10 protein-coding genes are annotated in these 15,453 nt (G+C 67.6%); 2 read left to right on the forward strand and 8 right to left on the reverse strand.

Annotated elements, in window-relative coordinates:
- Nucleotides 1–150: 150 nt before the first annotated feature.
- Entirely contained in the window at nt 151–867 is a 717-nt protein-coding gene (locus ACZ7L4_RS42255; protein ID WP_472110504.1) for a hypothetical protein, read from the forward strand.
- A gap of 132 nt (nt 868–999) precedes the next feature.
- Here ACZ7L4_RS42255 and ACZ7L4_RS42260 read toward each other — a convergent pair whose 3' ends face one another.
- The 5 genes from ACZ7L4_RS42260 to ACZ7L4_RS42280 all read right to left on the reverse strand — a co-directional run bounded on the left by ACZ7L4_RS42260 (nt 1,000) and on the right by ACZ7L4_RS42280 (nt 10,258).
- Nucleotides 1,000–2,955 (reverse strand): DUF3732 domain-containing protein, encoded by a 1,956-nt coding sequence (locus tag ACZ7L4_RS42260; protein WP_472110506.1) that lies wholly within the window; start codon nt 2,953–2,955, stop codon nt 1,000–1,002.
- Between the two features lie 32 nt (nt 2,956–2,987).
- Nucleotides 2,988–3,464, reverse strand: a complete 477-nt coding sequence (locus ACZ7L4_RS42265; RefSeq protein ID WP_472110508.1) for a three component ABC system middle component — start codon at nt 3,462–3,464, stop codon at nt 2,988–2,990.
- 2 nt (nt 3,465–3,466) lie between these two features.
- Nucleotides 3,467–4,720, reverse strand: a complete 1,254-nt coding sequence (locus ACZ7L4_RS42270) for an ABC-three component system protein (RefSeq protein WP_472110510.1) — start codon at nt 4,718–4,720, stop codon at nt 3,467–3,469.
- 594 nt (nt 4,721–5,314) lie between these two features.
- Nucleotides 5,315–6,889: a zinc-ribbon domain-containing protein gene (locus ACZ7L4_RS42275; RefSeq protein ID WP_472110512.1), complete on the reverse strand. Its 1,575-nt coding sequence runs from the start codon at nt 6,887–6,889 to the stop codon at nt 5,315–5,317.
- 252 nt (nt 6,890–7,141) lie between these two features.
- Entirely contained in the window at nt 7,142–10,258 is a 3,117-nt protein-coding gene (locus ACZ7L4_RS42280; protein ID WP_472110514.1) for a hypothetical protein, read from the reverse strand.
- Nucleotides 10,259–10,489: 231 nt separating this feature from the next.
- Here ACZ7L4_RS42280 and ACZ7L4_RS42285 point away from each other — a divergent pair, with 231 nt between their 5' ends.
- Nucleotides 10,490–11,476 (forward strand): hypothetical protein, encoded by a 987-nt coding sequence (locus ACZ7L4_RS42285; RefSeq protein WP_472110516.1) that lies wholly within the window; start codon nt 10,490–10,492, stop codon nt 11,474–11,476.
- 116 nt (nt 11,477–11,592) lie between these two features.
- On the opposite strand, the gene ACZ7L4_RS42290 is transcribed toward ACZ7L4_RS42285, so the two are convergent.
- The 3 genes from ACZ7L4_RS42290 to ACZ7L4_RS42300 form a co-directional block, all read right to left on the reverse strand.
- Nucleotides 11,593–12,987, reverse strand: a complete 1,395-nt coding sequence (locus ACZ7L4_RS42290) for a serine/threonine-protein kinase (protein ID WP_472110518.1) — start codon at nt 12,985–12,987, stop codon at nt 11,593–11,595.
- Between the two features lies 1 nt (nt 12,988).
- Nucleotides 12,989–15,091: an AIPR family protein gene (locus ACZ7L4_RS42295; RefSeq protein ID WP_472110520.1), complete on the reverse strand. Its 2,103-nt coding sequence runs from the start codon at nt 15,089–15,091 to the stop codon at nt 12,989–12,991.
- 45 nt (nt 15,092–15,136) lie between these two features.
- A partial coding sequence (locus ACZ7L4_RS42300; RefSeq protein WP_472110522.1) for a hypothetical protein occupies nt 15,137–15,453 on the reverse strand: 317 nt, incomplete at its 5' end.

Here is a 15,453-nt window from a genome sequence, read left to right on the forward strand (position 1 = left end):
CCTGCTCGCCACCGAGTGCGCGGTGGGCCACGTGCCCCAGGACGAGCCGCGGTACGTGGCTCACCGCGCACTCGGACGCCACCCCGTCGCTGCGCGCCGCGGCGAACCGGGCCGAGGCCGGGAAGACGGCACGAGGGGAGGTGCGGTCGCGTGAGCAAGAGCCGCAAATCCTCATCTCGCCCGCGCACCGGCGTCGCCGGACGCACGACCCTCGTCGTGGACCTCCTCGAGGTCGGCGCGCTGTACGGCAATCTGACGCTGCGCGCCGGGCGGGGCACCGGTCGGCCCGCCTGCATCGGCTTGCCTGCCGAGGTGCTCCCCAGCTTCCTGTCCAGCCTCAAGCACGCCCGTCTGGATGCCGAGGAGGAGTACTGGAGCGTGGTACGCCATGTCATGGCCTCCGCGCCCAGCGCCACTCCCGCTCAGGCGGCGCAGGCCATGGAGCGGTGGCTGCTCAAGCAGAACTGGAGCAAGGTACTGGGCGCCCTGCCCGACGACCATGCCCACTCCCTGCCCCTGATCACCTACGCCGGGCACATCGGCTTCCGGCTGACGCCTCCGTACGCGACCAAACGGTTGCTGGCCATCTTCGACCCTCTGCAATTCCACCGTGTGGAAGCGGCATTGCTGCGTGGCTGCTCACTTGCTCGGCAGCAGGCGGCGGACGCGCCCGTGCATCCACGCGACGCTCTCGCTCTGGCTCTGCGTGACCTGTGCAGCCAGCCGTGGCCGCCGGGGCCGGCCCCGGATCCGTCTCCCGAGGAGGCCAGCCAGTACATGCAGAGCCGCTTTGAGGCGTTCCAGCGCCGTTCCCCCTACATGCGTGCGGAGCAGAACAACCTCGATCTGGGGCCAGCGTCCTCCTGACCCCGGCGGCTCGCCTCTCACGCTGCCCCTGCGGCGGTGCCCGGTGACGTCTTGGACTTCGACTCTGCCAGCGATGACCGCCGGGGCCGCGGCGGCTGTCTGCTGCCCGCGCTGTGTCCTGCCATGGGAAGGTCAGCCGAGCCAGTCGGTTGGGATCAGTGCGACCGAGTCGCCGTCCCGGGGGCGCCAGTTTCCGATCACACACTTCTGGAACCAGGCATCGGGCAGGTTGGCGTGATCGCACACGATGATCTGCAGGTTCCCTTCGTTGAGTTCGGCGACGTACAGGAGCAGTTCGAAGTACGCGGTGACGGTTGCCCAGTCGGCGTCATCGAAAAGGCTGGCGTCGTGGACCTGCTCGGGGAAGAAGGCCTGGGTCGGCTGGTCGAGCATGAGGAAGCTCGGGACGGGTCGGTGGTGGCGCCGGAAGTAGGTGTGCAGGGCGAGGTGGGCAACTAGGTGATAGCCGATCCAGTTCTTGGCGCTGCCGATCCGGCTGAGCGGGAGCCGGCCCGTTGCACGGCGCAGCACGACGTTCAGTTGACTGAGGCTGATGCGGGCCTCCTCGGCAAAGACGGCCTCGCCGAGGTGGAGGCGCCGGGCCCAAGCAGTCATGTCGGCGGCGATGTCGGTCAGGCGGCGCTCCGTCTCGGCGGCGACGTCGTCCTCGTCGATCATTTCCTGCAGGCCCGCCACACGGTCGCGGGCCAGTTCCACTTCGCTGCGCAGCCTGGCCAGGTCGTTGTCGGGGACGGTGGCGTGGACGAGGGCCTGTGAGATGCGTCCTTGGACGTGGGCGACGCGCACATGCTGTTCCTGCAGGCTGTGCATCGCCTGGTCGCTGGCGATGAGCTCGCGCATCTGGGCGCCGTTGAGGCGCAGTTGCTCGGCAATTCGCTCTCGTTCGGTGTGCAGACTGCGACGGTGGGCGTCGCGTACGGGCTGGAGTGTCTGGGCCTTGTCGAGTTCGGCGGCCAGGTGCTGGGTCAGTTCCGTGAGGTCGGCTGCTGCCGGATCGGGGCTCTCCAGCGCCTGGTTGCACATAGGACAGACGGCGGCGCTGTGGTCGCCTTCAGGGCCCAGCAGGTCGAGGGATTTGAGGCGGCCGAGTTGGAGATGGAGTTCGCCGGTGAATGCAGTGCCCTGGGCACGCCAGCGGTCGACGGCGGCCAAGGCTTCGTCATAGCGCTGGAGTTGTTCACGCAGAGCGCGCCGCTCCTCGGACAGGTCCTGGCGTAGGTCGCGGGTGATCAAAGGCGCAGCGGTGGCGGGGGCGGCGGCGAGTGCCTGGTGCAGCAAGGAGGGGATCTGGGCGGGTTCCGGGGTGGTGGGGACGTCGGTGAGAAGGCCCTCGTTCTCGGCGAGCCGGATGAGCGCCAGGCCGTCGGCGTCGGCGGTGCTGCGAAGGCGCTCGGCTTCGTCGAGTGCGCGCTGGGCGGCACGTTGGGCGCGTTGCGCTTCGCCGAGGTGGAAGCGGCGTAGGGCCTGGTCAGGGCCGGCGGCGCCGAGGAAGTAGGGCAGGGTGTCCTTGATGGTCTGGGCGATGCCCGTCTCGCCCTGGCGGTGGAAGAGGCGCTGCTTGTCAGCGATCTCGTTCTGGCTCTGGAAGCACAGCAGCGCCGCTTGGGCGATGGACACGTCGAAGGGCGAGCGGCCGGCCCCCTGGGGAGGCTGGAACCGGAAGTCCTCGATGCCCAGGCGGGCGCTCAGCTCGCTGCGCAGAAATGCGGTGTTGGAGTCGGCCACGAGATCCTGCACGCGAGGCAGGTCAAGGCTGTCGTCGCCGGTGCGGACCATGGCCTGGGTGGTGGAGGCGCCACTGGGGCGGGGGCGGGCCACCATCATGCGGGTGTGTTCGTCGAAGGAGACCAGGAGCGCGTACCAGCCGACGGTCCGGTCGATGGGCTGGTCCGGCAGGTGGGGGGTGCGGCGTCCCAGGCAGTAGTCGACGATCTCCAGGAGAACGGACTTTCCGGTCTCGGACTCGCCGGTGAGGATGTTGAGCGCCCCCGGCCGGAAGCGGACAACCCGTGGTGTGGGCATGGCCTCCCGGTCGTGGTGGTAGAGGGCCACGGCGAGTAGCTGCATGACGGCTCTAAAACTCCTCGTGCTAGGGCGGGTTAGGGGCGAACACCCAGGGCGGTAAAGGCGGTGACGGGTTCGGTCACCGCTAGCCAGCGGCCGACCAGGCCAGCGGCGCGGGCGCAGTCGGCAACCTCGTCGGATGCGCTGGCGACGGAACGGGGCGTGCGGGCGCTGTGCAGGCCGGCGGGGGTGACTTCTATGGCGGTGTGGCGCAGGGCGGTGCGCAGGCTGGCGCGGGTGCAGTCGGTTAGGGCCGCTGCCCGTTCGGCGAATGCTGCGCGGTGGCGGGGGTTGTTGTTCAGCCAGGCCGTCAGCGACACGGTGGACCTGGACGGCAGATCACTGCGGTAGTCCTCGGGCAGCACGAGGGGCAGTACGAGGAAGACGCTCGGCCAGGGCAGCGGTCGGCCGGTTTTCTTGTGTGCGGCATGGATGCTGGTGGCCAGCAGGTAGGCGCCGAAGGCGGGGTTGAACAGGGCCTGGGCCTCGGGCGGGCGGCGGGGCGCGGTCATGGTCACTGTTTCTGCTCTTCGTCACGGCGCGGGAACCGGGTGCGATAGTCGGGGTGCCAGCCCACGGACTCGTCGGGCTCGGCTGTGGGGTCGGCGCGGTCGGCGAGGCTGTGCAGGGTGCCGCGGCCGATCCAGGAGGTGGTGATGCTTCCGGGGCGTGCGGGCATGTCTGCGGCCTTGGACAGGGAGTCGTCCAGCACGTCCAGGCCGATGTCTTGGAGGTCTTCCTCAGTCATGCCCGACTTCCTGCGGCGGGAGCGGCGCCGGTGGATGTGGTCCCATTCGTGCCACAGTTCCCGCTCGTACTCCTCAAGTTCCGCTTCGGTGATCTTGAAGGCGCGCAGCCACTGCGACCGCTGAGCCCAGGCGTGGTGGTGGTCGCGCAGATGCGGCACGATGTCGTCGTCGCCCAGGCCGATCCAGCGCAGTTGGTCCACCATGAGCCGGCTTTCGTATCCGGCGACCTCGGCGTCGGTCAGATGCCGCAGCGACTCGGTGATGGGCAGGTCGCGTCCCACGTACCGGTCGGCGATCTCGTCGCGGCGGCACAAGAGTTGCTGTGCACTGACCGAAGGCAGTTTGCGCGGAGACGCGTCGCGTTCCAACAACCGCCGCGCCATGCCGTACCACCACCCTTTGACCTCTTCGAGAACCCGCTGCGCGTGCGGGCTGGGCGTGATCCCCAACTCTTTGGCCAGACTAGAGTCCAGGTCTGACATCAGCGGAGCGGCGTCCGTGACGACGATGGCGTCGGCCAGCCGGTGGCGCTGGGGAGAACTCAGCGACAGGAACAGCTTCCGGTCCTTGGCCGTGCCGTCCGGCCCTTCAGGATCCTTGGCGATCTCTTCCATCCGTTGCAGCGCTGTCGACACGTCCCGGTCCGCTGTAGGCCGCAACAGGTGGAGGAAGGTGCCCTCCGTGGCCACTTGGGTGGACACGAGCCGGAGGACCGGCATGTCGGCTGCGGACGGGTCGCCGAGCCGGGCCAGCGCGTCGATCCAGGAGGCAATCGAGCGCCATACGTCTTTACTGGTCTCGCTGAGCGGCCCCGCCGCGCCGCGGTGCTTGGACTGCAGGAGTTCTGCCGGGTCCTCGCTCTCCTGGTGGAGAAACTCGATGTCGTCGAGGACTTCCATCCGGACCTCGACCGTGACGTCGTGCCAGCTGCGCCGGGCCAGCTCGAGCAGCGCCAGTTCGCACTGGTAGAGATACCCGGTCATCTGGCCTGCCGCCGAGTGCGTTCCTGACTGCCCCACGTTCCCCACTACCAGTCCGACCGAACGGGACGCCCACGACGGGAACGTCCAACTCCCCTGCTCTGCACGCGCTTCACGACAGAGCTACGTCAACACAACCGAACCGACCGCCGCTCCCCGGCGCGTAACCTAGCATCATCGGCATCCGGCATATTCGGGTCAAGAATCGCAGACGACCCCAACACGGTTGAGGCATGCGGCCCGTGGTTCCACGCCGCCGGTCTCGCATTCCCCGTTCTGGGCAAACGGGGGATGCCGCATCACCGCCAGGTTCGTTCCGGCAGGTCCCGGTGGACGGCAGACCGCATGAACAGAGCGCTTCGGGCTCGGCCGCCGAGCCATCCCACGCCGCAGAAGGCGCTCGCCCCGTCCATGCTGCTTGTGGCGATGGGCATCACACGCAGAGTGGTGATGCGCCCCCTCCCTGCCGCCAAGGCACAGACTCGGTGGCCTCCGGCTGTGCCGCTGAAGCGGGGCAGCTCACGTCGGCTAGCCAGATAGGCACTTGCACCCGATCGGCCCCAACTCTGGAGACAGAAACGGCTGGTGAAGTTTCGCTTCATGACCTGCTTGGCCGGGAATGGCAGGTCGGTGTCATGTCCGGGTGGGGTTTTTACGGGGTGGGTGGCACTCGGGGCAGCGCTTCCCGGTTCCTCCTCGGCGGGTCCGCTGGTCGGGGGTGGCTTCCCATCGGCCCGGACAGCCGGGCTTCGAGCAGGACCACCGGCACGGTTTGGTAGAGCTGGGCCGGATGTCCTTCGCGGTCAGGTGCGGCTCATCGATCACTTTAAGGAGTTCGTCGGCGATGGCCGGGTACACGTCCTGCAGGGATTTACCGGGCTTGGGGCGCACCCGGGAGGCCACGGTGCGCTGGCGAGCACACCGTGGGCACCCGCTCGACTGTCCTGTGCGCCGGCTTGGCGGGGCGGGGTACTCGAACCTGCAGTGCGCTGCGGGGCACCGCCACCGGCAGGCCTTGTTGGATGCCGGGAGCAGGTCGGATGCGGTCCATCCGGGGTGGCCGATGACCTCGATGAGCTCCTTGGCCATTGACGGGTTGGTCTCGGCGAGTGACTCCCCGGGGCCAGGTCTGCTGTTTGCTGCGCCCACCCGTGCGTGCCCGCACTCAGGGCAGCCGCGGCCGTTGAGTGCCCGGCTTGCGACGGCGGCCTTCCACTCGTGGCCGCAGTCCGGCTTCCTGCACCGCCAATGGCACAGATCGTTGCAGCCGGGCGGCATCCGCTCTGGGGGCCTGCCCGGCTCGGTGAGGTTCGCGACGAACTCCTCCTCCAGGTGGGGCGCCGCATGGACTGCCGACGTCTCGGGACCGGCGACGACGCTGCCCCACAGCTGGGCCCCCTTCGTGAGGGCCGCTGTCGTCTCCGCCGGTGTGAGCTCTCGCCAGGGCAGGCCGCGGCGTCGCAGTACGGCGCCCACAGCTTCCGCCCAGTCGTGGGGGTTCACTCCTGGCCCCGCCTCATTGTGGAAGAAGCCGTGAACGGGCACGGGCGGCAGTCCGCGGCTTCGGATGCGTTCCACGTCCAGGCCGGCGGCAAGTGCTGCCATGGTCTTGGCCGTGTCACGCTCCAGGCTTCCTGGCCTGTTGTGGGTCCACTCCGGATCCAGGTCGATGAGCAGTCCCGGGGCCGGCTGGGGCAGGTAGAGGTCGAAGCGGTCCTGTTGGCGCCCGGGCAGGTGGAGACGGTGGTCCAGTTCTACGCTCAGCCCGGAGGCGGCCTCGACGAGCATGGCGACGTTGCATTCGAACGGGGAGCGCCCGTGGCCGGTGCAGTCCGGGCATCCGCGTCCGTTGGTGCGGTTGGCGAGCTTCGCAGGCCAGAAGTGCCCCTGCGCGCACTCCCACTCACACAGGTCATGAGACTGCGGACGCAGAGTGGCCGGGCCCCGGCCGGGGCGGCTGAGGTTGCGGCGGAACTGCCGCGCCAGGGCCGGGTTCAGATCAGCCAGCGATTCGCCGGGACCGGGAGCCCGGTTCCGGCGCTTCCAACACTCGGGGCAGCTTGTGGGGTTGAGGGTGCGGGTCCGGAACTGCAGCCGGGTGGGCCACTGGTGCCCGCAGCCTTCCGCCGAGCAGCGCCACTGACACTGGTCTGTGGAGGCCAGCGGCATGTCGTCCAGCGCCTTGCCCGGGCTGGACAGGTTGGACACGAACTCGGTTTTCAGTCGGGACCGGACTAACGCTATTTCTTTGGCACTTCGTCTCTTTCCCATGGCGGCGGATCCTGGCAGACGCCACTGACATTGGCCGCCCCCGCATGCGCGACCCCACCGCAGCGAGCCCGGCAGAACCGGGGCACGTGCCTGTTCACACCGAGCCGGAACCTCACAACAGGGTCCCAGCTGCCCGCAGAGAGACGGAAGGAGAGGCCAACGTTCCTGGCGAGCCGAACGCGGGGCGTTCTAGGTGTCGGAGACAGGAGGGAACTGTGCGGCCCGTTGGGCTGCCCGCCGGACCTGACGGTTGACGTCCTCGCGCATCCTGGCGAGCAGGCCATGGCCATCAGGCAAGTTGCGCGCGAGGTTGACTCGCACGCGCCAGTCGGGATCGTCAGCAAGGAGATTCCTGCACAAACTGAGGCCGTCGCCGTCGGCGTTGCTGACAGAGGTCGCCAGGCAGCGGATCCATGGCTGGTGGTGGACAGCCAGAGTAGTCAGCGGAGGAAGAAGGCCCGGTCCAAGGCAGTTGAGAGCACGCGCGATCAGCCGCGCTTCTGCGTCAGTGGCATGCCGAAGCTGAGTCAGGGCCAGCGTGACGATGGTGCCCGCCGTGTCCGGGTCGGTGCCGGCCAGCCGTGCGGCACTCACCAATCCCTGCTGGGGCAGCAGAGACGGCCCTGTCCAGAAGCGGAAGCGGTCCAGGGGGTGCTCCCGCATGAGTTCCTCGCCCGGGTCAGCCGCGAATTCGCCTCGGGCAGCCCGGAGTGCGATATCCATGTACGGCTGCTGCTGGTCAGATGGCAGGGCCGAGGCAGCCACGGTCATCGCGTCAAGGGTCCAGCGCTGTTCGCCCTGCCCCGCGGGCTCTTGCACTTGCGCGGCGAGCCGCTCCGCCCAGGGTATGAGCACGGCACGCGGCAGCACCTGCTCGCCCAACAGGACTAGTTCAGCAGGACCGAGCTGCGGGCGCTCGCCGGGCTCGGTAGTGGGGTCCCGGCCGAGTCGACCGGCGAGAATCTCGCGACACACTCTCGGTTCTGCTCTTGCAAGCAGGAGCAGACGCAGCGCGTCGAGGCTTCCTTGGCGTGCCGGGACGGTGCAAGCCGCGGCAACGATCCGCGGGTGACGGCTGAACAGTTCCTCGCCGTGGCCGACGACGGTGCTGAGGAGGTCGCTGTTGCTCAGTACAGCCCGGGTCAGTCGTGTCACGGTTGCGGGGGCGGACGCGCCGTGGGCCTCGGAAACCGCTGCCAAGGCCCATGCCTGTGCGTTCGCCGTGGTGACGCGGGTGGGAGTGGCGGTCAGGTCGGCCAGGATTGCTGTGTGCTGTGCCTGGTCCGATGTGGCTGCGGGAGCGAGTTTGGCGAGAGCGCCCCAGGCCGCGTCGGTGGGGGCGGTCGGCCCGGACCCGCGGTCGGCGGGATCCGCCACTTCCTTCAGGGCGGCGTCGATCCATGTCCTGGCCGAGGTATCGGTAAGCACGTCGGCCATGCGCTCGGTGATGGCGAAGGCGCAAGTGCGTTCCCAGACTGGGCGGCCTGAAAGATCCTCCGGTGCGGGCCAGTCCAAGGCCTCGGCGGGGAGGCCCGGGATGAAGGTGCGCACGGCCGTGGTGGTGCTGGCTGCGCCGGAGTTCATGAGGTGGGTCATCGCCGTGGTGGTATTCCCGACTTTCATGTGCAGTCGGGCCAGGAGCTGTTCGGCTTCGTTCTGATGTCCCCAGCTCCCCATGGCAATGGCACGCCGTCGGTACTGCAACAGGTATTGGCGGGCATCGTGGAACTTCTCCCGCAGCATTTCGAACATGGCCGCTGCTCTGGTATCCGAGATGGCAGGCAGGAGGCTTTCGCGGTTGGCCTGGCGCAGGACCTGCTCGAAGCCGTGGGCGCTGAAGATCTTCTCGCGTTCGGTGGGGGTCTCGGCGCTGCGGCTGAGGACCAGGCGCTGGGCGGCAAGCCACTCCTCGGCGTCCCGGTGGGTGCGGGCGGCCAGTGCGAGTTCGACCGCGTCGTAGTAGCCGTCGACGGCACCGTGCATGTCTGCGGTGGAGGCCAGGAAACGGGCTCGGCGGGCTGCGAGCAGGCTGCGGACAGGGATCGGGTAGGTATGGCGGGCGGTGCGGTGCAGCTCGCGCCAGGCTTTGCCGGTGGGGTCGACGTCGGCCAGGCAGGCCTGCAGGCGGGCGGTGTCCAGGTCGCTGGTGCCGCTGGAATCGGCGATCACGGTGAAGCGTTGTTCCCGCTTGGTCACAAGTTCAGGTCTGCGCTCTGCCAAGGCGTGTTCGGCGAACAGTGTGGCAGCTTGAAGCAGGCTGGGGTCGTCGGTCAGTTGCTCATCGAGACTCGTGGCGACGTCGTCGAGGGTGACCCGGTGCTCGAATTCGAACTCGGCCAGCCTTCCCAGGGTGTTCACAGTGCGGATCAGGGCATCATCCGCTTCCACCTGCTCCTCCGCCAGGCGGATGAGCGTGGCGCGGGCCTCGAAGGTACGGCCCTCGATCAGATCACTGGCCATACGGGCCATCTCGACACGCACAGCCGCGTCGAGGTCGTCGGCCGCGTGCAGCGCAGCGGCCTGCCTGGCGCGCAAGGCTCGGGCATAAGGGCGGTACAGGGTCTGCTCGAGCTGGTCGGCGATCCGACCGTACGCGGCGGCGGCGATTCCAGGGTTCTCTTGCAGGGCCTGGTCCGCGGTGGCGAGGGCACCGTCCAGCCCGAGATGGGCTACCGGGCCGCGCAACAGAGCCTCCGCGTTGGGCCCCTCGTTCGCTTCTGCGGGCGAGAGGCTGGGTGCCGGGGGTGCCGGGCAGAACAGCTGGGTTGTGGCGGCCCCGAAGAACGCGGTCACGATGTCGGGGTGCGGGCGGAGCAAGTTCGACAGAGTCTGGCGGTTCCACAGCTCGATCTTCAGGTCCGGGTAGGTGCCGCGCAGTTCGTAGAGCTTTTCGCTGATCTCTGTACGGTTCGCGTCATGGGTGGTGACCACGACCAGACGGCGCGCACCGAAGGGCCGCTTGCCCAGCGCGTAGCGGTTCACTGCGCGTTCAAGGTCGTTGTGGGTGAACTCCTTCAGGCGTTTGGCCTGGAAAACCGCCGCATCCCTGCCTGTCACACCGACAACGTCGATGCCATGCTGGTTTTGTCCCCTCTCCCCGTAGAGCCAGGTCTCCTCCCAGCCCTCCACTCGCCGGGCCAGCCACGCCACCAGATGCTCAACGCTCTCCCACTGGAGATCGCCAGTGTTGAGCAGGTGCGGTGCTGACACCGTCAGCGGCCGCGCCGTCGCCGACGGGGCTGCCAGCAGTGCGTGGTCTGCCTCAATCCTGCGGGCCAGCCCGACACGCGCCGCTTCCTCAGTCATGGCCGTGACCCTACGATCTGCCGCTGACAACCGGCTCCGTCCGGACTTGTGCGTAGCATCACCAGGAGATCCACACCGTGCGCGGTAGCGGAAGCTGAAGTTACCCGTACAGCCGCCGCAGTTGGCCGTGCAGACAGCAAGTACAGGCCGGCAGCAACTACGAAGCTCCGCATCCGGCGAGCGCACACCGTGCTGGTGGGATGCCAGGGGGAGATACCGACCGTGAAAGTCATGCTGGACAACAACGTCTGGTCCTACCTGGGCGATGAGCAGGCGGGCGCCCGGTTCAAGGCACTCGTCCACGCTCTGGGGCATCGCGTGGTGACGGCACCCGGTGTGCTGCTGGAGGTGTTGCAGCACCCCCGGCCAGACAAGCGGCAGGCCATCGTCGGGGCCGTGCTAGCCGGTACGGACGAGCGATTGCGCAGCGAGGCCGACCTGGAGGCCGCCGAAGTCATCGCGGAGGTAAGACGCCTCCACCCCGAGTGGATACGGCCGGTGCCCGACACCGGGCGCGAGGCAACATGGCGCACCTACTGGACGAAGACGTTCTGGCGACAGGCAGTGGAGTCCCACGATCGCTTCCGAGAGATCGCACCGGCTCGGAGCGCAGCACGAACCACACAGTTCATGGTGGACGCCCAAAAGGAACAGCAAAAGGTCTGGCGTGACGGCGGGTTCGACCTTAGCGACCTCTCCCGCATCACCACATCCCCCTCTGAAGAGACCCCGGCAGGGCCACAGTTCGGCTGGGAGCCCGGTGACAAGATCGCAGCGTGGCGCTTCCAGACGCAGGAGGTCTACTGGCACTACTTCGCCGTCGGCCGCCGCTCCGCCCTGACCCACGAGGACACCACCGGCGCCGATTGGGTCGGAGCACGTGTCGACCTTGGCGCCATGTGCGCCTCGAGGGAAACGTTCAACCGCTTCTGGCTGTACGAAGTGGAGTCCGAGAACATGCCCCGCAACTGGCTGCGCTGGGCTGCCGAAACCGTCCAGACAGACATGAAGATCACCGGTGGCAACCCTCGCGATGTACAGCATGCCTCCCACCTGCCGGACTGCGATGTGTTCCTCACCGCAGACAAGAACTTCCTGAGAGTGCTGGACCAAATCGCAGAGCAGGCACCCGCGCCCGTGGGCCGTGGCCGCCGGGTCACCCCGGCAGCCCACAACGGCATCGTTGACGCGATCGAGACCTCACTCCGCGCTCTCTGAGTCCGCCCTTCCAAAAAGGCGGGTAATGGGCACTGCCGACACCACTGGCAATGTGGGCAGACAGCGCAGTCCCCCAGACTGACAGCTCTTCACAGAAAATCCGCTTGGGCAGAGCTTCAGGTTGCCGCCTGTCGCCCTGGGGCGGGGGTCGGCCGTGGAAAGATCCCGCCGAGCCGGTTGAGCCGGTTGAACACGGTGCGGACCTCGGCAGTCAGCGGGTCGTCATGGCCGAGGTGTCGGGTGAGGAGGGAATAGATGCTCGCAAAGGTGATGAGTGCCTCTTCCGGTCTGTCGCCGGCAGCCTGTATCAGACCAATCCGGCTGCGTACTTCGAGCAGCAGACGGTCTTCCGGCGGTGCGGCCCGGGCCAGTTCTGCTTCGAGGTCGGTGTGCTCGGTGAGTGCCTGCTGGAAGTTGCCCAGCCGCAGGTGGCAGAAGGCAGCCTTGGCCCGGCACTCTGCCACTTTTGCGGAGCCGTCGCCGGCTGGGGCCAGTTCTGCGCACAGTGCGTTGTAGAGCGATAGGGCATCGCCGAAGTGCCCGGCATCGAAAAGCGCCTGTGCCTGGGCGATGCGTATGTCCGCGGAAAGCTGTGCCTCCGCGGGTGGGGCGGCGGGGGCGGCGGCCGGGTCGCCGTCACTGTCGGCAAAGGGCTCAGCAGGGGCCGACAGCATGATGTGGGGTGCGAGTCTGTCCGCGATCTGGTGTGCCGAGGCTGGACGGTCGGCGACAGTCTTTTCAAGCAGGCTCATCAGGAGGTCTTCGATGTCTGAGGGAATGTCCGGTCGCAGTTCGCGGGCTGGGACGGGAGTGCGGGTGCGGTGGGCGTCCATCACGCTGAGCAGGTCGCCGGTGAACGGCGGCTGGCCTGTGAGCATTTCGTAGAGCAGACATCCCAGCGCGTACAGATCGGTCTGCGGCAAGACCATGCCGCGGTCAGCGAGCTGCTCGGGAGCCATGTAGTCGACGGTGCCGGGGAACTGGCCGTCCTGAGTGAGACGGGGATAGTCCCTCCCATAGACGGCAGCAACGCCAAAGTCGAGGAGCTTCGTCCTCCACGCTTCGGTGACCATGACGTTGGACGGCTTGAGGTCGCGATGGATGACAGGGTCCTCGTGTATGCACGCCAGAGTCTCTGCGATCTGGGACGCGAAAGACAGGGCTCGGCCGACCGGAAGACGGCCGCCTTCCGCTTCGAGGATCTGAGCGAGGTTTTGCCCCACGACCAGTTCCCACACCATGTACAGGTCGTTCGGGCTGCCGTTCAGCTGGGCGTCGTACAGCACGGGCAGCCCGGAGTGGGTAAAACGGGCGCCGAGTTCGGCTTCACGGCAAAAGCGTGCTGCGATGGCCTCAGGAGTGATGCTGTTGCCCTGTCCGACGAGCCGCTCAGGGTTGATGATCTTGATGGCAATGGGGCGATTGAGCTGGGTGTCCCAGGACTGCCAGACCTGCCCCATGCTGCCTTGCCCGATCAAGTTACGCAGTTCGAACCGTCCGATGCTGCGCATGTCAGTCGCCGCCGCTTCCGGTTGCCGGCGTGAGCGCCATGGCCAGGTCGAGGAGTGTGCCCTCCCCGGGGATCACCCAGTAGCGGGGGCCTTGGACGGCGGAGGGGGCTTCGAGCCACGCGGCTTCGGTCCAGATGTGGCGCACCAGAGCGGAGGGCGAGTAGGCCTGCTGGTCGACTTCCCAGATCAAGGGGCGTCGGGGGTCGTTGGTCCACATGGCGAGGTAGCGGCGGGGGTCTTCGCTGAGCCACTCGCCGATGGCGCGCTCCTGGAAGGAGTCGGGCCGGTACATCACCCGCGTCCCCTCCGGGATGCGGCCGTGGTCGACAAGCGTGACAACGCTGTTGGGCGGCCTGCGCCTGGTGCCGGAGGAGGCGTCCGGCACCGAAGCTGGGGGTGCAGTGAGGGAGCGGGTGACGTCATCGACGAGCACGTGGCATTTACGTTCGTCTGTAAACACGCTCGCCAAGAAGAGGTGCTGGCCATAGAGGCGTTCAGCAGCCGAGGCAACGAGGTCGGCAATGTCCTGGGTGCGTTGGCTAGCCCAGTCTCCGAGCCTGTCGGCGGATAGACAGAGCTCTTCCAGGATGTCCGCGTCGATGCTACGGAAGACGAGGTGGGCGATGAGGAGTTCACCGTGCTTGGCAAGATCACTGCTGCGAGGAGTTCCTTCCTCAGCGGCGTAGGCCAGGGCATGCCGCACGCGCCGCAGCAAGAGCACGCACTGCCAGATCTGGCGGGCGCCGGGGCGTCCTCCGAACAGACGGTTGTAGGCGCCTTCCGGAGCAGGGCGCAACAGATAGGCAGGGTCGGCGCCGGCCCTGGCAGCCAGCGAGACGTCCGGATGGGCGCAGGCAAGCGCAACTGCCGCTTCCTGGACGGTGCAGCCACCGTCCGGGCCAGGCGCCACCGCGCCCCTCTTGTAGGCGTATTCCTTGTGCAGTTCATCGGCGAACTCGTCACGCAGCGCTGCCTGGAGGGGGTCGAGGGCGATGAAGTCGATCGGATCGGCGGGTCCTGGCGTCTCGCCAGCTTGGGCGAGAGCGGAGGCAAGGCCGGGCGGAGCGTCCTCGAGACAAATGATCCGCATCGGCAGCAGTGCCGACTGACCGGCCTCGGGGACTTGGTCGACTGCTTGGGCGACTGTGGCGAGCTCGGCGGCCCCGTTGACAACGCGGGCGTGACGCATCTGCAAGCGGAGCGGTTGCCCTGGTGCTCTTCGGGCGAGGAAACTCGCTTCGAGGTGGTCGCAGATCACTGTGATGCCGCCGCTGAAGTACCAGAACTCCTCCGGTGCAGTGACCAATCGGTTCACGGCCACAGGATCGGGGCGTCCGGTGAAGTGCGGGCGCAGGGCGGGGGCAAGGAGCCGATCTCCGTGGGTGTTGTACCAGGAAACGACTTCGTCTGCGGAGACGCTGGTGCTGTAGGCCTGGTAGGGGGCGTCGATGCGGTGCCAGCCGTCCGTCAGGGTTGCTGACAGCGATACGTGAGTGGGCGCCACGTCGGCGCGTGCCGCGGAATGAAAATCGGCAAGCCCCAACGTGCGCACGTCGACCGGGGTCCGGTCGGCGAAGCCGAATCCCTGTCCCACCTCGGCCAGTCGGCGTTCCACCTGCAGGGTCAGCCGGGCGTCACCGGCCAGGGCCGCGACCAGGTGAACGCGGCAGCTTGGAGAACCCAGCGCCTCGTTAATGCGATTGCTCAATGCGCGGATGCGGGAGTTGAAACCTTCATAGCGCTGGTCAGCCAGACGTTGCAGTCCATACACCAGACGAAGAGCGTCTGTCTCCCCCAACCGGGCCCGGCCTGTGTTGCTCCACTTCGCCTGCACGAGCCAGATATCGGAGCCGCCCTTGGAGAACGCGATGGCGTCGATGCCCCAGTCTTGAGCACCGTCCACAACTGATGCAGCGGCATCCTCAGGGCTGCAGCTGGTGAGCATGCTGACGGCTTGGGCGGCTAGGGCGCGGGACAGCAGGACCACTTCCTGCTCATGGGGAGCGCGTTGGGCAGCATCGGCGAGATCGATCCACGGCCGGTAGGTATGCGTGAGGTATTTCCGCACAAGCTGAATCGTGCGAGGCAGGGCGGAGTCGTTCACCGCGCAGTCCCTTTCGTCATCAGTTCCCCCTTGTGCGCCGACCGTTCAGGCCGGGCCGCGCATGTACTCCACGCTCAGCGGGCTGGCGACCACACAGCGCGCCGTCATGCCATCGGCCAGCAGCTCCGTCGTCACACGGGCCAACCCGGACATCCAGGCACCTGGCACTTGGTCGTGGCGGGCATCTACCGCCTCCAACAGCTCCCGGACACCTGCCCCGTTCAGTCCTTGAGATGAAGGCGTTACACCTTCGGCAGTCGCCTCATGCTCCAGAGACAGGGCGCGTACCGCCTGACCCGCAGTCGTCAGGAAAGTCTCAGCGAAGCTGGATCCCCCCGCGATGCCCTCCAGTGCCGAGCTCT

This window comes from Streptomyces sp. NPDC107575 (assembly GCF_055657265.1).

What these genes read in the sequence shown, in the direction of transcription:
- ACZ7L4_RS42260 (WP_472110506.1), bottom strand. Translation starts at nt 2,955, where the DNA reads ATGCAGCTACTCGCCGTGGCCCTCTACCACCACGACCGGGAGGCCATG.
- ACZ7L4_RS42265 (WP_472110508.1), bottom strand. Translation starts at nt 3,464, where the DNA reads ATGACCGCGCCCCGCCGCCCGCCCGAGGCCCAGGCCCTGTTCAACCCC.
- ACZ7L4_RS42280 (WP_472110514.1), bottom strand. Translation starts at nt 10,258, where the DNA reads ATGACTGAGGAAGCGGCGCGTGTCGGGCTGGCCCGCAGGATTGAGGCA.
- ACZ7L4_RS42285 (WP_472110516.1), top strand. Translation starts at nt 10,490, where the DNA reads ATGCTGGACAACAACGTCTGGTCCTACCTGGGCGATGAGCAGGCGGGC.
- ACZ7L4_RS42290 (WP_472110518.1), bottom strand. Translation starts at nt 12,987, where the DNA reads ATGCGCAGCATCGGACGGTTCGAACTGCGTAACTTGATCGGGCAAGGC.